Origin of the sequence: Zavarzinia compransoris (assembly GCF_003173055.1) — a bacterium.
Taxonomy (GTDB): Bacteria; Pseudomonadota; Alphaproteobacteria; order Zavarziniales; family Zavarziniaceae; genus Zavarzinia; species Zavarzinia compransoris.
Map to the genome: position 1 here is coordinate 208,482 of NZ_QGLF01000004.1, position 19,921 is coordinate 228,402.

At 68.2% G+C, this 19,921-nt stretch carries 19 protein-coding genes; 5 read left to right on the forward strand and 14 right to left on the reverse strand.

Annotated features, from left to right (window positions below):
- Positions 1-156: 156 nt before the first annotated feature.
- The 10 genes from DKG75_RS14855 to DKG75_RS14895 all read right to left on the reverse strand — a co-directional run bounded on the left by DKG75_RS14855 (position 157) and on the right by DKG75_RS14895 (position 11,647).
- Positions 157-663, reverse strand: coding sequence for a GNAT family N-acetyltransferase (locus DKG75_RS14855; protein WP_109921916.1), 507 nt, complete (start codon positions 661-663; stop codon positions 157-159).
- A 116-nt stretch (positions 664-779) separates the two neighbouring features.
- The gene (locus tag DKG75_RS14860; RefSeq protein ID WP_166646579.1) at positions 780-1,550 is read right to left on the reverse strand and encodes a siderophore-interacting protein; all 771 of its coding nucleotides are present in this window, start codon (positions 1,548-1,550) and stop codon (positions 780-782) included.
- An 11-nt stretch (positions 1,551-1,561) separates the two neighbouring features.
- A complete protein-coding gene (locus DKG75_RS23025) occupies positions 1,562-1,723 on the reverse strand; it encodes a hypothetical protein (protein WP_166646578.1) in 162 nt (53 codons plus the stop codon).
- Positions 1,724-1,943: 220 nt separating this feature from the next.
- Positions 1,944-2,402: a DUF983 domain-containing protein gene (locus DKG75_RS14865; RefSeq protein WP_109921917.1), complete on the reverse strand. Its 459-nt coding sequence runs from the start codon at positions 2,400-2,402 to the stop codon at positions 1,944-1,946.
- A 25-nt stretch (positions 2,403-2,427) separates the two neighbouring features.
- On the reverse strand, positions 2,428-4,710 hold the full coding sequence (rnr, locus tag DKG75_RS14870; protein WP_166646577.1) for a ribonuclease R: 2,283 nt from the start codon (positions 4,708-4,710) through the stop codon (positions 2,428-2,430).
- A gap of 5 nt (positions 4,711-4,715) precedes the next feature.
- Positions 4,716-7,421: a type I DNA topoisomerase gene (topA, locus tag DKG75_RS14875; protein ID WP_109921919.1), complete on the reverse strand. Its 2,706-nt coding sequence runs from the start codon at positions 7,419-7,421 to the stop codon at positions 4,716-4,718.
- Between the two features lie 36 nt (positions 7,422-7,457).
- Positions 7,458-8,570 carry a DNA-processing protein DprA gene (gene dprA, locus DKG75_RS14880; protein WP_243746601.1) on the reverse strand — a complete coding sequence of 371 codons (1,113 nt, stop codon included), beginning with the start codon at positions 8,568-8,570 and terminating at the stop codon, positions 7,458-7,460.
- A gap of 53 nt (positions 8,571-8,623) precedes the next feature.
- On the reverse strand, positions 8,624-9,604 hold the full coding sequence (locus DKG75_RS14885) for a bile acid:sodium symporter family protein (RefSeq protein WP_109921921.1): 981 nt from the start codon (positions 9,602-9,604) through the stop codon (positions 8,624-8,626).
- A 77-nt stretch (positions 9,605-9,681) separates the two neighbouring features.
- Positions 9,682-10,521 (reverse strand): S-formylglutathione hydrolase, encoded by an 840-nt coding sequence (fghA, locus tag DKG75_RS14890; protein ID WP_109921922.1) that lies wholly within the window; start codon positions 10,519-10,521, stop codon positions 9,682-9,684.
- A gap of 16 nt (positions 10,522-10,537) precedes the next feature.
- The gene (locus DKG75_RS14895; RefSeq protein WP_109921923.1) at positions 10,538-11,647 is read right to left on the reverse strand and encodes an S-(hydroxymethyl)glutathione dehydrogenase/class III alcohol dehydrogenase; all 1,110 of its coding nucleotides are present in this window, start codon (positions 11,645-11,647) and stop codon (positions 10,538-10,540) included.
- A gap of 205 nt (positions 11,648-11,852) precedes the next feature.
- Between DKG75_RS14895 and DKG75_RS14900 the strand changes: the two genes are divergently transcribed.
- The 3 genes from DKG75_RS14900 (at position 11,853) to upp (ending at position 14,620) form a co-directional block, all read left to right on the forward strand.
- Entirely contained in the window at positions 11,853-13,226 is a 1,374-nt protein-coding gene (locus DKG75_RS14900) for a class II 3-deoxy-7-phosphoheptulonate synthase (protein WP_109921924.1), read from the forward strand.
- Between the two features lie 213 nt (positions 13,227-13,439).
- The gene (locus tag DKG75_RS14905; RefSeq protein WP_109921925.1) at positions 13,440-13,940 is read left to right on the forward strand and encodes a hypothetical protein; all 501 of its coding nucleotides are present in this window, start codon (positions 13,440-13,442) and stop codon (positions 13,938-13,940) included.
- 32 nt (positions 13,941-13,972) lie between these two features.
- Positions 13,973-14,620, forward strand: coding sequence for a uracil phosphoribosyltransferase (gene upp, locus DKG75_RS14910; protein WP_109921926.1), 648 nt, complete (start codon positions 13,973-13,975; stop codon positions 14,618-14,620).
- Positions 14,621-14,634: 14 nt separating this feature from the next.
- Here upp and DKG75_RS14915 read toward each other — a convergent pair whose 3' ends face one another.
- Genes DKG75_RS14915 through DKG75_RS14930 form a run of 4 tightly spaced genes read right to left on the reverse strand, consistent with a single transcriptional unit; the run spans position 14,635 to position 19,232 of the window.
- The gene (locus DKG75_RS14915; RefSeq protein WP_109921927.1) at positions 14,635-15,639 is read right to left on the reverse strand and encodes an esterase-like activity of phytase family protein; all 1,005 of its coding nucleotides are present in this window, start codon (positions 15,637-15,639) and stop codon (positions 14,635-14,637) included.
- A 4-nt stretch (positions 15,640-15,643) separates the two neighbouring features.
- Positions 15,644-17,590, reverse strand: coding sequence for a cobaltochelatase subunit CobT (gene cobT, locus DKG75_RS14920; RefSeq protein ID WP_109921928.1), 1,947 nt, complete (start codon positions 17,588-17,590; stop codon positions 15,644-15,646).
- Between the two features lie 6 nt (positions 17,591-17,596).
- Positions 17,597-18,589, reverse strand: a complete 993-nt coding sequence (cobS, locus tag DKG75_RS14925; protein WP_109921929.1) for a cobaltochelatase subunit CobS — start codon at positions 18,587-18,589, stop codon at positions 17,597-17,599.
- 25 nt (positions 18,590-18,614) lie between these two features.
- The gene (locus tag DKG75_RS14930) at positions 18,615-19,232 is read right to left on the reverse strand and encodes a J domain-containing protein (protein ID WP_166646510.1); all 618 of its coding nucleotides are present in this window, start codon (positions 19,230-19,232) and stop codon (positions 18,615-18,617) included.
- A gap of 85 nt (positions 19,233-19,317) precedes the next feature.
- Between DKG75_RS14930 and DKG75_RS14935 the strand changes: the two genes are divergently transcribed.
- Together DKG75_RS14935 and DKG75_RS14940 are read left to right on the forward strand one after the other, a co-directional pair.
- Complete coding sequence (locus DKG75_RS14935; protein WP_109922318.1) at positions 19,318-19,587, forward strand: BolA family protein; 270 nt, start codon at positions 19,318-19,320, stop codon at positions 19,585-19,587.
- A gap of 115 nt (positions 19,588-19,702) precedes the next feature.
- Positions 19,703-19,921 carry a ribbon-helix-helix domain-containing protein gene (locus tag DKG75_RS14940; protein ID WP_109921931.1) on the forward strand — a complete coding sequence of 73 codons (219 nt, stop codon included), beginning with the start codon at positions 19,703-19,705 and terminating at the stop codon, positions 19,919-19,921.

The window sequence follows — 19,921 nt, forward strand, 5'->3', positions numbered from 1 at the left end:
GTTTCCGTAAGGTTCTCAAACGATTTCATGGATCGATCGGGAGGGCAGTAGAGTAAAAGTCGTACCCATCAGGTTCCCGCGCAACCCGCCATTACCCCAGATTTCGCCCTTTAGCGGCAGTGCTGTAACAAGCGGTGGCGCTGGCCCGCAGGCCGGCTATCCGTTCCCGTGCTGGTCCAGCCCGAACGCCGGGTGGTGAATCAGTTCCCCGCAGGGGTGCTGGCCGTCGAAGGGCAGGGCCTGGACCACCTCGGGCGGGCAGCCGGCGACGCCGAGGCCGGGGAAGGCGCGGAAGCCGAAGCGGCCATAGTAGGTGGGGTCGCCGACCAGCGCCGCGCCGCGGCCGGTCGCCCGCAAGCGGCGGAGGGCTTCCGCCATCAGGGCGGTGCCGATGCCCTGGCGCTGCCGCGACGGCAGAACGGCCAGCGGGCCGATCAGGGCCCAGCCGTCCTGCGTCCCGATCCGGGCCGGCGACGCGGCCAGATAGCCGATCACCTCTCCCGCCGCCTCGGCCACCAGCGAGAGGGCGAGGGCGCCTTGCGCGCGCAGTTTCTCGACGATGCCGGCCTCGGTCCCGGTGGATTGCGCAAGCACCCGAAGGGCTTCGGTGACAAGCCGGCCGATCGCCGGGACGTCGCCGGCGGTTTCGTTGCGGATCAGCATGTCATACCCCCGATCGTCGAAAGGCGCGCGACGGAAACGGCGCCGGCAAAAGGCCGGACCAGGCGGCACCCGCTATTCATCTGGCGAATTCCTCGTGCCCGCCGGGGCAGGTCCTGTCAATTCTCCATCTTGTCGGTGGCGCCGGCCGCACCCTTCACCCAATAGCCGGCGGCTTTCAGCCAGGCTTTGGGGTGGTGGCGCACGTCGAGCAGGTAATCCTTCAGGAGGCGCGCGACCGCGGCTTCGGCGGCGACGAAGGCATAGCCGTCGCCGGCCGGGGCCTGCCAGGCTTTCAGCGCCTCCAGCAGCAGCGTGGCATCGCCGCCCGCGCCGCCGTTGCGGCACAGCCAGACCGGCTGCCAATGCGCCCTCGTCTCGATATGCTGCGTCTCGGCCGCATCCTCGACCACCATGATAGTGGTGACCGGCACGCCTGGGCGCAATCCTTCCAGCCGGCGGCCGATGGCGGGCAGGGCGGTCTCGTCGCCGACCAGCAGGTAATGGTCGAAATCGTCGCTGACCACGGCGGAGCCGCGCGGCCCGGCAACCGCCAGCCGGTCGCCGGGCTTGGCGCCCCGGGCCCAGTCGGTCGCGATCCCTGTGTCGTGCAGGGCGAAATCGATGGTCAGGCTTTCGCCCGCGGCGTCGAAATAGCGGGGCGTATAGTCGCGCATGCTGGTGCCGCCGGGCGATGCCGGGTCGGGCAGGAAGATCTTCACATGGTCGTCCGCCCCCCAGCTTTGAAAGTCGCGAAGATCGGGCGAGGTGAAGGTGATCCGGCGCATGCGCGGGCTGAGGTCGCCGACCGCGCTGACGGTCAGGTCGCGGCGCTTCGGCTCCTGCCGGATGCGTTCGATGCGGTGAAGGGGATGGCTCTGTTCAGACATGAGGGCGTCTTTCAGGAGGGAGAGGATTCGCCGTCCGCGGCGGCCGGCGTCGAAGGGGCCGGGGTCGGCGGTTCCGGCTTCCGGGCGGGTGGGGGCCCGGCGGTCATGGCGTCATGGCCGAGCCGGCCGGCCTTGCCGAGGGCTTTCAGGCGGTTCCTGACCCAGGATTTCATGTCGGTTCGCCTCCAGTCGGGGAAAGGGGCGGCCAGCGCCGTCGCCCGCGACTTTAGAGGTCCATTTTGTAAATATCTAGATATATCGAAATTATTTCTTCTGATTGCTCCGGGCGACAGGCGGCACCCCAGGCCCGGCCCCTGCCGGGGCCATGAAACAAAATCCCGCCGGAAGCCGGCGGGATCTGTAGGCATCATTTGTCGGGGGGAGGACGCGGTTTCAGGCCGCCCGCGTCGCCTTCGGCGCGGGTTCGGGCACCGGGCCGTCCTCTTCGGCGCCGAAGCCATGCATGCGGAAGGCCCATTGCAGGCCGATCAGGGCGCCCTTGACCCGCGGCAGGATCAGCAGCGACAGCACCAGCGACAGCGGCAGCCAGATCACGGCATGGAGCCATTCCGCCGGGGCATAGGTCTGTTCGACGAAAAGCAGCAGGGGCACCACGATATGGGCGACGATGGTGATGGTGAAATAGGGCGGGGCGTCATCCGCCTTGTGCAGGTTCAGCGCCTGGCCGCAGTGGGGGCAGGCGTCGTTCACCTTCAGGAAGCCGTTGAACATCCGCCCCTCGCCGCAGGCGGGGCAGCGCAGGCGGGCGCCGCGCTTCACCGCACGCTGCCATTCGCGGCGCGGTTCCGCCGGGGTGTCCGGGCGGGGGCCGGTCTTGATCTCGATGGGCATGGCGAACTCCGGTTGCGGCCTTCAGTTAAGAACGCTTCCGGTTCTTCTTCAAGGGTGCGCGACCGCGTGACGCGCTGGCACCCCGGCGAAAGCGGGGAAAGGCCGGGGGCGGCTCGAAATCCTCGTCCTCGCCGCCCGGCCGGGCGATGGCGAAGAGCAGGCCGCCGGTCAGCGGCGTCGCTTCCCGCAGCACCACCTTGACCGCGTCGCCAAGCGCGAAGCGGTTGCTGGGGTTGCGCCCGACCAGGGCATGGGCGGCCTCGTCGTGGCGGAAGAAATCGGCGCCCAGCGACGAGATCGGCACCAGGCCGCTGGCCCCCGTATCCTCGAGGGTGATGAACAGGCCGAAGCGGGTGACGCCGTTCACCCGGGCGGTGAAGCGCGCCCCCACCCGGTCCTGCATGAAGGCGGCGAGATAGCGTTCGGTCGATTCCCGTTCCGCCGCCATGGCCCGGCGCTCGGTGGTCGAGATGTGTTCGGCGGTTTCCTCGAACAGCGGCACTTCGTCGTCCGACAGGCCGCCGTCGCCGAGCTTGCCGCCCCGGATCAGGGCCCGGTGCACCAGGATGTCGGCATAGCGCCGGATGGGCGAGGTGAAATGGGCATAGCGGCGCAGCGCCAGCCCGAAATGGCCCATGTTCTCCGGGCTGTAGACCGCCTGGGCCTGGCTGCGCAGCACGATCTCGGCCACCGCCCTCGCGTGCGGCCCCTCGGCGGTGCGGGCCAGGATGCCGTTGAACTGGCGCGGCTTCAGCACCTGCCCCTTGGCCAGCTTGATGTCGATGGTGCGCAGGAATTCGCGCAAGGCCTCCAGCTTGGTCGCGGTCGGCTGGTCGTGCACCCGGTACATGCAGGGCTGGCGCCGCGTCTCCAGTTCCTCCGCCGCCGCGACATTGGCGAGGATCATGAATTCCTCGATCACCCGATGCGCATCCAGGCGCTGGCGCGGCTCGATCGATTGGACCGTGCCGTCCTCGCCCAGCTTCACCAGCCGTTCGGGGGCGTCGATTTCCAGCGGTTCGCGCTTCTCGCGGGCGATCATCACCGCCTTCCAGGCCGCCCACAGCGGTTTCAGGACGGGGTCCAGCAGGCCCTTGGTGATTTCGTCGGTGCGGCCGTCGATGGCGTCCTGGGCCTGGGCATAGTGAACCCCCGCCACGATCCGGATCAGGGCCCGGGTGAAGCGGTGGCGGATCTTGTTGCCCTCGGAATCCAGCCACATATGGACGGCCAGCGCCGCCCGGTCCTGCCCCTCGATCAGGGAGCACAGGTCGGTGGACAATTCCTCCGGCAGCATGGGCACCACGCGGTCGGGGAAATAGGCGGAATTGCCCCGCTCCTTGGCCGCCCGGTCCAGCGCCGAGCCGGGGCGGACGTAATGGGCGACATCGGCGATGGCGACGACGACATGATGGCCGCCCGGGTTCTTCGGGTCCTCGTCCGGCTCGGCGAAGACGGCGTCGTCGTGATCGCGCGCATCCGCCGGGTCGATGGTGATCAGGGGCAGGGGGCGCAGGTCTTCGCGCTTGCCCAGGGCCACGGGCTTCGCCTTCTTCGCCTCCTGCACCGCCTCGGGCGGGAAGGCGACGGGGATGCCGTGGCTGTGGATGGCGATCAGGCTGATCGATTTCGGCGAATCCATCGCGCCCAGGCGCCGGCGCACCCGCACCTTGGGCAGGCCCATGGGCCGGCCGGGCAGGGTCTCCGCCTCGACCAGCTCGCCCTCGACGGCGCCGTTCAGGTCCGCCGCCTCGACGCGGAAATCGCTCTTCGCCCGCCGGTCGGTGGTGACGAGACGGGCCTCGCCCGAGTTCTCGATGCGGATGACGCCGAGCACGCGCTCCGCCTCGCGGGAAAGCGCGCGGATGATCTTCGCCTGATAGCGCGGCTGGCCGGCGTGGTCCTCCACCCGCTCGATCCGGGCGAGCACGCGGTCGCCGATGCCGGGGGCGGGGCCGGGATGGCGGCCGGGCACGACGTCGATCTCGGGCGCTTGCAGGCCCTCGGGCCATTGCACCGGCCGCGCCAGCATCTCGCCGTCCGCCGGGGTCGCGATCACCTCGATCACCGTGATCGAGGGCAGGGCGCCGGCGGCGACCAGGCCGCGGCGGCGCTCCCGCCCGATGACGCCCTGGTCCTTCATCTCGGCCAGCAGGCGCTTCAATTCGATCCGGGCATCGCCGGTGATGCCGAAGGCCCGCGCGATTTCCCGCTTGCCGGCCTTGCCCGGGTGTTCCGCCAGGAATTTGGCGATCTCTTCCTTGGTGGGCAGGGCGGCGCCGGGCGGCTTCGGGGGCGGCTTGGCCAAGGCCGTCAGTCCGCCTTGGCTTTTTGGGGGGCCGCTTTTTTGGGGGCCGCCTTCTTGGGGGCGGCCTTTTTAGGCGCAGCCTTCTTTGCCGCGGGCTTGGCCGCCGCCTTCTTCGCGGCCGGCTTCTTTGCCGGCGTTTCGGCCTCGTCCGCCGTTTCGGCCTTGGCCTGGAGGGGGGCCGCCTTCTTCACCGGCTTCTTGCCGCCGCCCTTCGCCGCCTTGGCGGCCAAAAGGGCGAGGGCTTCGTCCAGGCTCAGGCTCTGGGGATCGGTGCCCTTGGGGATCGTGGCATAGACGCCGTTCCACGACACATAGGGGCCGAAGCGGCCGTCCATGATGTTCACCGGCTTGCCGTCTTCCGGATGGTCGCCGAAGGCTTTCAGGGGGGCGGCGGCCGCGCGCTTGCCCCGCTTCGGCGGTTCCGCCAGCAGGGAGACGGCGCGGTTCAGCCCGATCGTGAAGACTTCCTCCGACGTCGGCAGGTTCACATAGCGCCCGTCATGGACGATATAGGGGCCATAGCGCCCGATGCCGGCCTGGATCGCCTTGCCGTTCTCAGGGTGCGCCCCCACCTCGCGCGGGAGGGAGAGGAGGGCGATCGCCTTCTCGAGGTCGACCGCATCCGGCGTCAGGTCCTTGGGCAGGCTGGCGCGCTTCGGCTTCTCGCCCTCGCCGAGCTGGACATAGGGCCCGAAACGGCCGGAGCGAAGCGAAACCTTCTCGCCGCTGGCCGGATCGTCGCCCAGGATCTTGATGCCGTCGTCGCCGATGGCGGATTTCTGGCCGTCGTCATTGGCGATACCGAACTGGCGGGTGAAGCGGCATTCCGGGTAGTTCGAGCAGCCGATGAAGGCGCCGAACTTGCCGAGCTTCAGGGACAGGCGGCCGTTGCCGCAGGACGGGCAGGCGCGCGGGTCCTTGCCCTCGGCCCCGTCCGGGAACAGGTGCGGGCCGAGCAACTGGTCCAATTGCTCGATGACGTCGGAAATCTTGAGGTCCTTGGTGCCCTCGATCGCGGCCGCGAAATCGGCCCAGAAGGCCCGCAGCACATCCTTCCAGCCGATCTTGCCGGCCGAGATTTCGTCGAGCTGTTCCTCAAGGCCCGCGGTGAAGCCGTATTCGACATAGCGGGCGAAGAAACTCTCGAGGAAGGCGGTGACCAGCCGGCCCTTGTCCTCGGGCAGGAAGCGGTTCTTGTCCATGGTGACATAGGCGCGGTCGCGCAATGTCGACAGGATCGAGGCATAGGTGGAGGGCCGGCCGATGCCCAGTTCTTCCAGCTTCTTGACCAGGCTCGCCTCGGAATAGCGCGGCGGCGGCTCGGTGAAATGCTGGGCGATGGTGACAGGACCCCGGCGCAGGCCCTCGTCCTTCACCAGTTTCGGCAGGCGGCCGCCGTCCTCGTCGTCCTTGGCGCGGTCGTCGACGCCTTCCTGGTACAGCGCCAGGAAACCGTCGAACAGCACGACCGAGCCGGTGGCGCGCAGGATGACCTGGCGATCGCGCGAGGCGACCTCGACCGTGGTCCGTTCCAGCCGGGCCGGGTTCATCTGCGAGGCCAGCGCCCGCTTCCAGATCAATTCGTAAAGCCGGCGCTGGTCGGGATCGAGGCGGCGCAGCTTGTCCGGGTGGCGGAAGAAATCGGTCGGGCGGATGGCTTCGTGGGCTTCCTGCGCGTTCTTCGCCTTGGCCTTGTACATCCGGGGGCTGTCCGGCAGATAGGCTTGGCCGAATTCGCTGTCGATCAGGCGGCGCGCGCCCTGGATCGCCTCCATCGCCATGGAGACGCCGTCGGTCCGCATATAGGTGATCAGGCCGACCGTCTCGCCGTCCACGTCGATGCCTTCATAGAGGCGCTGGGCGATCTGCATGGTGCGCTGGGCGGAGAAGCCGAGCTTGCGGGCCGCCTCCTGCTGCAGGGTCGAGGTGGTGAAGGGCGGCGCGGGGTGGCGCGCGGCCGGCTTCGATTCGACGCTGTCGACATGAAACTCGCGCCGTTCGATCGCGGCCTTGGCGTCTTCCGCCTTATCCGCCGAATTGATGTCGAACTTGTCGAGCTTCCTGCCGTCGAGGTGGGTCAGGCGGGCGTCGAAGGTGCTGCCGTCGCCGGCGGCGAAGCGCCCGACCACGGACCAGTATTCCTGGGTCTTGAAGCGCTCGATCTCAAGCTCGCGCTCGCAGATCAGGCGCAGTGCGACCGATTGCACCCGGCCGGCGGAACGCGCACCCGGCAGTTTCCGCCACAGCACCGGCGACAGGGTGAAGCCGACGAGATAATCGAGGGCGCGGCGCGCCAGATAGGCGTCGATCATTTCCTGGTCCAGCTTGCGCGGGGCCTTGATCGCGCCGGTGACGGCGGATTTGGTGATCTCGTTGAAGGTGATGCGGCCGACCTCGACCCCTTTCAGGGCGTGGCGGTCGTTCAGGATCTGCAGCACGTGCCAGGAAATCGCCTCGCCCTCGCGGTCCGGGTCGGTGGCGAGATAGAGCCGCTCGGCCCCCTTCACCGCCTTGGCGATGTCGGTGATGCGCTTCTTTGCGTCGGCGTCGACTTCCCAATCCATGGCGAAGTCCTCGGTCGGGCGGACCGAGCCATCCTTGGCAGGCAGATCACGGACGTGGCCGAAACTCGCGAGCACCGTATAGCCGGGGCCGAGGTACTTGTTGATGGTCTTGGCCTTCGCCGGAGACTCGACGATGACAACGTTCATTGGGTCCCGGTTCAAAAGGGCACGTCTACAAGGCGGTCAGATCAGCGAAACCCGTCCGCCGGCATGGCGCAGCAAGCGGCCAGCCAGTTCCAGTTCGAGCAAAATGGTGAAAAGGACGGGTGGAGTCAATTCGGCTTGCCGGAGCAACTCGTCCACCGGCACCGGCACCGGCGACAGAAGGTCCAGCACCCGGGCGCGATGGCGATCGATTTCCGCGTCATCGGGCCGTCGCATCGGGGGTTTCGCGAAATCCCCGCCCGAGGGCTCGGTCAGCGGCGGGCCGATCATCGGGCGCAGCGCCTCCACGACTTCGGCACCGGATTCGACGAGGCGGGCGCCCTGGCGAATCAGGTCGTTGGCACCGCGGGCACGCGGGTCGAGCGGGCTGCCCGGCACCGCCATCACCTCGCGCCCCTGTTCGAGGGCGAAGCGCGCGGTGATCAGGCTGCCCGACTTCAAGGCCGCCTCGACCACCACGACGCCGAGGGCAAGGCCCGAGATCAGGCGGTTGCGCCGGGGGAAATGGCGGGCCTGGGGCTGGGTGCCGGGCGGCATTTCGGCGATGACGAGGCCGGCCTCGCCGATCCGCGCCTGCAGGGCGGCATGTTCGGGCGGATAGACCACGTCGATGCCGCCGGCGACGACGGCGATGGTGCCGGTCTCGAGGGCGGCCAGATGGGCAACGCCGTCGATGCCCCGGGCCAGGCCGGAGACGACGACAAGCCCCGCGCGGCCAAGGTCGCCGGCGATCTCCCGCGCCAGGCGCTGCCCGGCGGCAGAGGCATTGCGCGCCCCGACCATGGCGACCGCGGGCTGGCGACCGAGGTGCAGGTGGCCCTTGGCCGTGATCAGCGGCGGTGCGGCCTCGATCGCCGCCAGCAGCGGGGGATAATCGCTCTCGCCCTTGGCGATCAGCTGCGCGCCGGCCTTTTCGACCGCGGCGATTTCCCGTTCCGCCTCGGCCTTGGAGGGGAGGCGCAGGCTCTTGCGGCCGCCCTTGCGGGCAAGATCGGGCAGGGCGGCGAGGGCGGCCCCGGCCGAGCCGTAGAGATCGAGAAGATGCTCGAAGGCGACGGGGCCGACGGACTCGGTCCGGATCAGGCGCAGCCTGTCGATGATCTCGGGGCGGGGAAACCGGCGTTCGGCCACGGGCGATCCCTGGAATGGAAGATCGCGCATCGTGGCTTATCGGGCTTCTGGTCTCAAGTCCCGGTTGTCGCCCGGGTGCCCTCGTGATTGGCGATGACCGAGACGATCACCAATTGCAGGAAGTGATAGATCATGATCGGCGCGATGATCAGGCCCAGCGCCGGATGGCCGGCGAAAATGATCCCGGCCAGCGGCACCCCGGTGGCGAGCGATTTCTTGGAGCCGCAGAACAGTGCCGCGATCCGGTCCTCGCGGTTGAAGCGCAACAGCCGGCAGGGAATGGTCAGCAGGCCGAAGATGACCCCGAACAGAACGACGGAAGCGAGGGCGATCTCGCTCAGCATCAGGGGATCATGCTGCTGCCAGAGGCCGGAAACGACCGAATCCGCAAAGGAATTATAGACGATCGACAGGATCACCGCCCGGTCCAGCAGCTTGATCGCCCGGGCATGCCTGACCGACCATTTCAGCAAGGGCTTGTGCAGCAGCTGCCCGAGCACGGTGGGCAGCAGGACCAGCAGCACGATCTTCAGGATCACGGTACCCAGCGGCAGGCTGCCGGCCCCGCTCTGCGCCAGGTACCAGGCCATCAGGGCCGGGGTGGCGAAAACCCCGATCAGGCTGGACAGGCTGGCGTTGAACAGGGCGCCGGGGACATTGCCCCGGGCGAGCGAGGTCATGGCGACCGACGACGACACGGTGGAGGGCAGGGCGGCGACATAGAAGAAGCCGATCCAGACATCCTTGGGAAACAGGGGCGTCGCCGCCGCCTCGGCCCCCAGGGTGACCAGGGGAAAGAGCACGAAAGTGCCGAGCACGACGACCAGATGCAGGCGCCAATGCACGAGGCCGGCCTTCATCTTCTCGGGCGCCAGGGTCAGCCCGTAAAGGAAGAAGACGATGGCGACGCCATAGGTCGAGACCGCTTCGAGATGCAGGATGCCGCCGCTGCGGCCGGGCCCCGGCAGCAGGACGGCCAGCACCACCATGCCGAACAGGGCGAGGAGGAAGGGATCGGTCAGGACTTTCTTCATGGCGCGGCCGCAACAACAGGAACAAGGCCGGACCTTGCCCGGCCTTGCCCTATCCGTCTACCGCCGTTCTGTGCACATCAGCCCTTCAGCCGGGCGGCATGCCAGGCGAGGTGGTCCGCCATGAAGCTCGAAATGAAGTGATAGGAATGATCGTAGCCGTCCTGAAGCCGCAGCGTCAGGGCGATGCCCGCCTTGTCGCAGGCCGCCTGCAAAAGGTCGGGCTTCAGCTGGCCGTCGAGGAAACTGTCGGCCGTGCCCTGGTCGACCAGGATCTCCGGCAGGCGGGCGCCGTCCTCGATCAGGGCGACGGCGTCATGGCCGCGCCATCTGGCCGGATCGGCCCCGAGATAGGCCGGAAACGCCTTCTGCCCCCAGGGTACCTGCATGGGCGCGACGATCGGCGCGAAGGCCGAGACCGAGCGGTAACGGCCGGGGTGGCGCAGCGCCACGGTCAGGGCGCCATGGCCGCCCATGGAATGGCCGGTGATGCCCTGGCGGGCGGGATCGACCGCGAATTGCGCGGCGACGAGCGCCGGCAATTCCGCGGTCACATAGGTCCACATGTTGAAATGCGGCGCCCAGGGCGCCTCGGTCGCATCGACATAGAAACCGGCGCCCTGGCCGAGGTCATAGGCATCGTCGTTGGCCACCCCCTCGCCGCGCGGGCTGGTGTCCGGGCAGACCACCGCAAGGCCGAGCGCGGCGGCGGCCTTGCGGTATTCGCCCTTGTCCATGACGTTGGCATGGGTGCAGGTCAGGCCGGACAGATAGGTGACGACCGGCACCGGGCCCGCCGCCGCCTGGGGCGGCATGAAGACCGCGAAGGTCATGGTACCGCCGGTCGCGGCCGACCGGTGGCGGTAAACCCCCTGTACGCCGCCATGGGCCTTGTGGGTTTCAACGGTCTCGATGGTCATGGCAAAGCTCCGCCGCTCAGAAGGTGATGACGGCGCGGATGGATTTCCCGTGGTGCATGAGATCGAAGGCATCGTTGATGCGGTCGAGGGGCAGGACATGGGTGATCATGGGGTCGATCTCGATCTTGCCGTCCATGTACCAGTCGACGATCCTGGGCACATCGGTCCGCCCGCGGGCGCCGCCGAAGGCCGTACCCCGCCACACCCGCCCGGTCACCAACTGAAACGGACGGGTAGAGATCTCCTGGCCCGCCGCCGCCACGCCGATGATGATGCTTTCGCCCCATCCTTTGTGACAGCACTCCAGCGCCTGCCGCATCACCGTGGTATTGCCGGTGCAGTCGAAGGAATAATCCGCCCCGCCCCGGGTCAGTTCGACCAGATGGGCGACGACATCGCCCGAAATCTTCTTCGGGTTGACGAAATGGGTCATGCCGAAGCGCCGGCCCCATTCTTGCTTGTCGTCGTTGAGGTCGACGCCGACGATCATATTGGCGCCCACCATCCGCAGGCCCTGGATGACGTTGAGGCCGATCCCGCCCAGGCCGAAGACGACCGCGTTGCAGCCGGGCTCCGCCTTCGCCGTGTTGATCACCGCGCCGACCCCGGTGGTGACCCCGCAGCCGATGTAGCAGACCTTGTCGAAGGGCGCGTCCGGCCGGATCTTGGCCAGGGCGATCTCGGGCACCACCGTGTAGTTGGCGAAGGTCGAGGTGCCCATGTAATGGTGCAGCGGCTGGCCCTTGTAGGAGAAGCGGCTGGTGCCGTCCGGCATCTGGCCGCGGCCCTGGGTGATCCTGATCTTCTGGCACAGGTTGGTCTTGCGGCTGAGGCAATAGTCGCACTCGCGGCATTCCGGGGTGTAGAGGGGGATCACATGGTCCCCCGGCTTCAGGCTGGTGACCCCGGGGCCGACCTCGACCACGACGCCCGCGCCCTCATGGCCCAGGATCGCCGGGAACAGCCCCTCCGGATCCGCGCCCGACAGCGTATAGGCGTCGGTATGGCAGACCCCGGTCGCCTTGATCTCGACCAGCACTTCACCCGCCTGCGGCCCTTCCAGCTGGACCGTGACGATTTCCAGCGGCTTGCCCGCCTCGAAGGCTACCGCAGCGCGGACGTCCATTTTTCTGTCCCTTATGTGTGGATTCGAGCCCGGCGCAGTGTTCCAGAGCCGGGCAGGGCGGGCAACCCCAAGCGTGACGTCATGGGCCATTGCAGGGAACGCCGGTCCCGCCGTGGGCAAAACCGGCGGCAAAGCTGGCGTTCCGGTCACAAACTCCCTATATCTGTGTCCCTTATTGTTGGAACCCCTGGTCTGGAACAAGCAAATGGGTAAGCCCTGGAGCCCCGATAGCTGGCGCAACCTGCCGATCAAGCAGGTGCCGGAATATCCCGATGCCGACGCCATCGATGCGGTCGAAGCGAAGCTCCGGACCTATCCCCCCCTGGTGTTCGCGGGCGAGGCGAGGAAGCTGAAGAAGGCGCTGGGCGAGGTTGCCGAGGGGCGGGCTTTCCTGCTTCAGGGCGGCGACTGCGCCGAGAGCTTCGCCGAATTCCACCCGAACAATATCCGCGACCTGTTCCGCGTCGTCCTGCAGATGGCGGTGGTGCTGACCTATGCCGCCTCCTGCCCGGTGGTCAAGGTTGGCCGGATCGCCGGCCAGTTCGCCAAGCCGCGCTCGGCGCCGTTCGAAGAGATCGGCGGCGTCTCGCTGCCGTCCTACCGGGGCGACAATATCAACGGCCCGGAATTCACGCCGGAAGCGCGGATCCCGGACCCGAACCGCCTGCTCCAGGCCTATAGCCAATCGGCCTCGACCCTGAACCTGCTGCGCGCCTTCGCCCAGGGCGGCTATGCCGATCTGGCCGAGGTGAACCGCTGGAACATGGGCTTCGTCTCCGGCCCGGCGATGGAGCGTTACCGCGATCTCGCCCAGCGGATCGAGGAGGCGCTGAACTTCATGGCCGCCTGCGGCGTCACCGGCGATACCACGCCGGCGCTGCGCACGACCGATTTCTATACCAGCCACGAAGCCCTGCTGCTCGGCTACGAGCAGGCGATGACGCGCGAGGATTCGACCAAGGGCGGCTGGTACGACACTTCGGCCCATATGCTGTGGATCGGCGAGCGCACCCGTAATCTCGACGGGGCGCATCTCGAATTCATGCGCGGCATCCGCAACCCGATCGGCTGCAAGGTCGGCCCGGGCATGGAGCCGGACGAGCTGATCCGCCTGATCGACGCCCTGAACCCGGCGAACGAGGCCGGCCGCCTGACCCTGATCACCCGCATGGGCCACGATCAGGTCGAGCGCAAGCTGCCCGCCCTCGCCCGCGCGGTGAAGCGCGAGGGGCGCAAGATCGTCTGGTCCTGCGATCCGATGCACGGCAACACGATCAAGTCGGCGTCGGGCCTGAAGACCCGGCCGTTCGACCGCATCCTGACCGAGGTGCGCGGCTTCTTCGCCGTCCACCAGGGCGAGGGGACCTATGCCGGCGGCATCCACCTGGAAATGACCGGGCAGAATGTCACCGAATGCATCGGCGGCGCGATCGACATCGTCGACGAGCAATTGGGCGATCGCTACATCACCCATTGCGATCCGCGCCTCAATGCCGCTCAGGCGCTCGAACTCGCCTTCCTTCTCGCCGAGGGGATCAAGGCGGAGCGCGAGAATACGACCCTCGCCGCCGCTTCCTGACGCGGCGACACTGTTCTATCATCGACCGCCGGCCGCAAGGCCGGCGGCTTGCCTCCCGGTTCCCGGCTCCCCCCGGCCATCCTTGGCCGCGGATACCGTCGCGGCTCGCATGCGCTGAACCTGCGGCCGGCGTGTTGCGTCCGCGTCGCGTGTTCCGGTGTCCGTCGCATCCGCTTCGCCTCCTGCGGGCGAAGCACGGGGAGAGAGGCAGATATGGTCGATCTCAAGGGCAACCCGCCGCCGACCCTTTCGGCGCAGAACATGAACAGGCCGTCGGCGGCCGGGCCGGCGCCGACGACCGTCGGCCTCTCGGCCGAGGCCCGCATCGCCCAGCTCGAAAGCCTGTGCGCCCGCCTGTCGGAACAATTGCGCCGTCAGGAGCAGGTGCTGGCGGCGCTCTTCCCGACCCCCGGCGTCATCGAACTGGTCGCGGAACGGCGCATCGACCTCAAGGTGGGCGGCACCAGCATCAGCCTGGACGACATCAATCTGAAGATGCAGACGACGGTCCGCGCCGCCGTGACGGCGGCCAAGGTGGAGGTCGCGGCCTCGACCGTGGCGCTCAATGCCTCGCTGACCTCGGCCTCGGGCATCGTCAAATGCCCCACCTTGCAGGCCAATGCGGTGATCGCCAGCTCCTATACCCCCCGGGGCCGGCAACATCTGGTGACCGGCCGGGAAACACTCCCCGCCGCTTCGGTCCCTGTGCTGTAATAAGGCCGAGCCTTGCGAGTCCGAGGGGTAAGATGACCGACGTTCCCAAGGACCCGGGGGTGATCCTCGTCGATCATCCCCTGGTCCAGCACAAGCTGACCATCATGCGGAAGAAGGAAACCTCGACGCTCGGCTTCCGCCGCCTGCTGGGCGAAATCGCCATGCTGCTGGCCTATGAGGTGGTGCGCGACGTGCCCACCGAACTGGTCGAGATCGAAACCCCGATCAAGACCTGCCTGATGCCGCAACTGGCGGGCAAGAAGCTCTGCCTCGTCTCGGTGCTGCGCGCGGGCGACGGGCTTCTGTCCGGCATGCTGGACATCCTGCCGGCGGCCCGCGTCGGCCATGTCGGCCTCTATCGCGACCCGAAGACCCTTCAGGCGGTCGAATATTTCCTGAAGCTGCCGCGCGACATCGCGGAACGCCAGGCGATCGTGCTCGATCCCATGCTCGCCACCGGCAATTCCGCCGTCGCCGCCGTCGCCAAGGTGAAGCAGGCCGGCTGCACCTCGATCAAATTCGTCTCCCTGCTGTCGGCCCCGGAAGGGGTGGCGACGCTGCGCCGGGCCCATCCCGACGTCACCCTCTATACCGCCGCGATCGACGAATGCCTGAACGACCACGGCTATATCGTGCCCGGCCTCGGCGATGCCGGCGACCGCCTGTTCGGCACCAAATAGGCGGGGCCCCGCGGTCAGGGCAGCAGGAATTCCAGCAGCAAGGTCCGTTGCAGGACATCGTTGTTGTCGTCGGACAGGATCAGGGCGCGGGTGCGCCCCGCGCCGTCGATCCAGAGGCCCAGGCATTCGAAATTGTCGACGTTGAGCGGGGGCGTGATCCGGGCCAACTCGCGGTCGCGGATCGGCCGGCCCGCACCGAGGGCCGCCGCCGGGATCACCGACAGCCGGGCGCCTGGCCCGGTCGCGACGGTGAAGCGCCGTTGCAGCAGGAGAATGTCGCCCCCGGGCAGGGCGGCGATATCGGTCGGCTGGTAATCCTCGGTGGCGACCAGCGCCAGGGCCTGGACCGGGCCGCCGCCGCCCGGCCCCGGGAACAGCCAGCCGGTCAGGGCGCCGGCATCGTCGTAAAGGTCTTCGGCAAAGCCGAGCAGGCGCCCGTCCGGCAAGGCGAGCAGCGCTTCGAGGCCGCCGTTGGCCGGGGCCCGTTGCAGGGCGGGCGGTGTCGGCAGGGGGCGCGGCGTGCCGGCCAGGGGCGAGCCGCCGGGCCGGGGCGGATAGAGCAGGATGCGGTGGGCCCGTTCGAAACCGACCGCCAGGGTGCCGTCCGCCAGCAGGGCCAGGCTTTCCGCATCGGCCAGGACCTTGTCGCCCGCCAGGGGCTGGCCGTTCTCGCCGGCCAGGGGGCCGATCTCGGCCCCGTCGACGGTGGCGAGGCGGCCGTCCCGGCGCCCCAGGCGCGCGGTCAGATACCAGCCGTTGTCCGAGACCGCGGTCAGTCCCGTGCCGTCCGCCGTCACCACCATGCCCGACCAGCCGCCGAAGCGCCGGTCCGGCGACGACAATTGCAGCCCGCCGGCAAAGGCAAGCTCGCCCAGCTGCCTCTGTTCCGGGTTTTCGGGCGCGAGCGGTATCGGATAGGCCTCGATCCCGATGTCCTGCCCGGCCAGGGCCAGGGCCGGGGCCGACAGCAGAACGGCGGCGAAGGCCGCCGCCAGTCCGGTCCAGGGGGCCCGGGGCATGGCCTCAGCCCCGGCCGCGGCCGCGGCCCTGGCCGGGACGGCCGGGCTTGCCGTCCTGCTTCTCGTCGAAGAGGGCGGCGAGCTGTTCCATCATGGCGCCGCCCAATTGCTCCGCCTCGACGATGGTGACGGCGCGGCGGTAATAGCGGGTGACGTCATGGCCGATGCCGATGGCGATGAGTTCGACCGGCGAGCGGGTCTCGATCCAGTCGATCACCTGGCGCAGGTGCTTTTCGAGATAGGAGCCGGAATTGACCGACAGGGTGCTGTCGTCGACCGGGGCCCCGTCCGAGATCACCATCAGGATACGGCGCTGTTCGCTGCGCGCGATCAGCCGGTTGTGGGCCCAGAGCAGGGCCTCGCCGTCGATGTTTTCCTTCAGCAAGCCCTCGCGCATCATCAACCCGAGGTTCTTGCGCGCCCGGCGCCAGGGCGCGTCCGCCCCCTTGTAGACGATATGGCGCAGGTCGTTCAGGCGCCCGGGCTGGGCTGGCTTGCCCGCCTTCAGCCATTGCTCGCGCGCCTGCCCGCCCTTCCAGGCGCGGGTGGTGAAGCCCAGAATCTCGACCTTCACCGAGCAGCGCTCCAGGGTGCGGGCCAGGATGTCGGCGCAGGTCGCCGCCACCGTGATCGGCCGCCCGCGCATCGAGCCCGAATTGTCGAGCAGCAGGGTGACCACCGTATCGCGGAAAGTCGCGTCGTGCTCGCGCTTGAACGACAGCGGATGCATGGGATCGGTGACGACGCGGGAGAGGCGCGCCGCATCGAGCATGCCTTCCTCGAGATCGAATTCCCACGAGCGGTTCTGCTTCGCCATCAGGCGCCGCTGCAAGCGGTTGGCCAGCTTGGAGACGACGCCCTGAAGCGCCTGGAGCTGCTGGTCGAGATAGGCGCGCAGCCGCGTCATCTCGTCGGCGTCGCAGAGGTCTTCCGCTTCCACCACTTCGTCGAATTCGGTGGTGAAGGCGCGGTAGGGCGGCTCGCCCGGCTCGTTGACGATGGGGCCGTTGGGGCGCCAGGGGCGGGTGGCTTCGGACGAATCCTCGCCCTCGGCGCTGTCGAGATCCTGGTCGCTGTCGACCTGGACGGCGGTCTCGGTCGAATCGTCCTCGCTCGGCTCGTCGGATTCGACCATTTCGGTGGTCGAGCCCTCGGGCGCGGCGCCGTCGCCCTCGCTGTCGTCGCTCTCGCCTTCGTCCTGGTTCTCGTCCTCGCTGTCGTCGTTCTTTTCCTGGTCGTCCTGCTCGGTGCTCAGGTCCTCGGACAGGCCGAGGTCGGCGATCAGTTTCCGCGACAGTTTGGCGAAGGCGGCCTGGTCGTTGATGGCGGCGGCCAGGCGGTCGATGTCGCCGGTGGCCTTGTCGTCGACCCATTCGCGCCAGAGGTCGACCACCTTGGTGGCGGAGGCGGGGGGCGCGGCCCCGGTCAGGCGCTCGCGCACCATCATGGCGACCGCTTCCGACAAAGGCGCATCGGCCCGTTCGGTCACCCTGGCGTAGCCCCGCGCCTTCGAGCGCTCGTCCAGCATGACGCCGAGATTATGGGCGACGCCGACCATGTCGTTGGCGCCGATCGCCTCGCAGCGGGCCTGCTCGACCGCATCGAAGACGGCGCGGGCGCTCGAACCCTCGGGCAGGTAATGGCCGTGCAGCCTGTCGTCGTGGTGGCGCAGGCGAAGTGCCGCGGCATCGGCTTGGCCGCGCACCGCCGCCACCTCGACCGGGGTCATCTCGCGCGACGGCTGGGGCAGGCGCAGCGCCGCCCCCGGGGCCGGCGCGGGCACGCCGCCGGCAAGGCCGGCAAAGCCGCTGCCGGGGGCGGCGGCATTGGGCCGGGCGCTGACGCCTTCGCTGCCGAAGGCGACGGTCAGTTCCTTCTTGTCGGCCACGGCGCGGGTGGCGGCGGCCACCGCGCGCTTGAACGGCTCGACCGGGCTTTCGGGACGGGCCATGTCGGCTCAGGCGATGCGGATGTTGGCCGCGGACTCGGGCAGTTCCTTGCCGAAGCAGCGCTGATAGTATTCCGCCACCGTCGCCCGTTCCACTTCGTCGCATTTGTTGAGGAAGGTGACCCGGAAGGCAAAGGCGACATCGTTGAAGATGCGCGCATTCTCGGCCCAGGTGATCACGGTGCGGGGCGACATGACGGTGGAGATGTCGCCGGCGATGAAGCCCGAGCGGGTAAGCTCGGCGACGCCGACCATGGCGCCGATGGTCTTCTTGCCCTCGGGGTTCTGGAACTGCGGCGACTTGGCCAGGACGATCGCCACTTCCTGGTCCTTCGGCAGGTAGTTCAGGGTGACGACGATGTTCCAGCGGTCCATCTGGCCCTGGTTGATCTGCTGCGTGCCGTGGTAGAGGCCGGTGGTGTCGCCGAGGCCGACCGTGTTCGCGGTGGCGAACAGGCGGAAGGCGGCATGGGGCCGGATCACCCGGTTCTGGTCGAGCAGGGTCAGCTTGCCCTCGACCTCCAGCACGCGCTGGATGACGAACATCACGTCCGGGCGGCCGGCGTCATATTCGTCGAAGACCAGCGCCGTCGGGCTTTGCAGGGCCCAGGGCAGGATGCCTTCGCGGAATTCGGTGACCTGGCGGCCGTCCTTCAGCACGATCGCGTCCTTGCCCACGAGGTCGATGCGGCTGATGTGGCTGTCCAGGTTGATGCGCACGCAAGGCCAGTTCAGGCGGGCGGCGACCTGTTCGATATGGGTCGACTTGCCGGTGCCGTGATAGCCCTGGATCATGACGCGCCGGTTGTAGGCAAAGCCCGCCAGGATCGCCAGCGTGGTTTCCCGGTCGAAGCGATAGGTCTCGTCCAGGTCCGGCACATATTCGCTGGCAGCCGAGAAGCCGGGCACTTCGAGATCGCTGTCGATGCCGAACACCTGGCGCACCGAAACCTTGATGTCGGGCTTACCGTCAGGGGTCACGGTGTGGGCGGTTGCAGTCATGATCCATCAATCCTAACTCGGGTTTTTACCTGATCGTTTCCTCGCGCATGAAGCCCTTGTCGCGCAGGTGACGGTAGGCGTCGATCACCTGGCGCAGGCGGGCTTCCGCGTCTTTGTTTCCACCATTGCGGTCCGGATGGTAGCGCTTGACAAGGGCCTTGTAGCGCGGCTTCACGTCCGCCGCCGCCGCCCCTGCGTCAAGCTCGAGCACGGCCAGCGCCTGCCGGTCCTCGGGCGAGAGGCGGCGGGCCTGGGGCGCGGGCCCGGCCTCGATTCGGTAGCCGGCCTCGCCCAGAAGGTCGAAAGGGTCGTGCGGGGCCTGCGGCTGTTCCTGGTAGTGGCGCGCGGCGCTGCGCCCGCCGGCGCGCTCGCCCAGTTTCCAGGTCGGGCGCTGCCAGGTGGCGTTCTGGGACTGGTAGCGCTCGATCTCGTCGCTGCCCATGCCCTCGAACCAGTTCCAGTTGCGGTTATAGTCGCGCACATGGTCGAGGCAGAACCACAAGGGATCGTCGCCCGGGTTGCGCGACCGGGGCGCCCGGTATTCGCCCGCGCAGGCGCATCCCTCGACGGCGCAGGGGCGCAGCGGGGGGGTATCGCCTCGGCCCTTGGCCTGGCGCGGGTAAGCGCTTTCCTTCCGGGACATTCCGGGATTATGGGTGGCCTTGCAGAGTGAAACAAGGTGGGCCGCGTCAAAAGACCGGGGCACCGCATCAGACAAGGACTTCGCCATGCGCATGGCCGACCGTATCCGCGAAACCCTGGCTGGGGCGCTCGCCCCCGCCGAGGTGACGGTGACCGACGACTCCGGCCGCCACGCCGGCCATGCCGGCAATCCGGACGGCGCGGGCGAGACCCATTTCTCGGTCGAGGTGGTCTCGCCCGCCTTCGCCGGCCTGTCCCGTGTCGCCCGCCATCGCCGGGTCACCGATCTGCTGGCGGCGGAATTCGAACGCGGCCTGCATGCCCTGCAATTGAAGCTGCGCGCCCCGGGAGAGTGATTTTCAGGTGGTGCTCCGCAGCCGTGAATATTTTTCGCGAAGATATTTTTTCAGCACCTTCCTAAAAGGATATGTTTATATTCGTCGCTCGCATTAGTGGTCGTGTGAGGCAGGCATGCGGGTGCGTAACGTCAGGATCAACGGTCACCGTACCAGCGTCCGGCTTGAGCCCACCTTGTGGGATGCGGTCGAGGAAATCTGCGCGGCCGAGGGACTGAGCCTGGATGCCCTGTGCGAACGGGTGGCGCGGGAACGTCCGGGCGGCAATTACACCTCCAACCTGCGCTGCTGGATCGTCGATTATTTCCGGGGCATACCCAGCACCGCCGCCTGA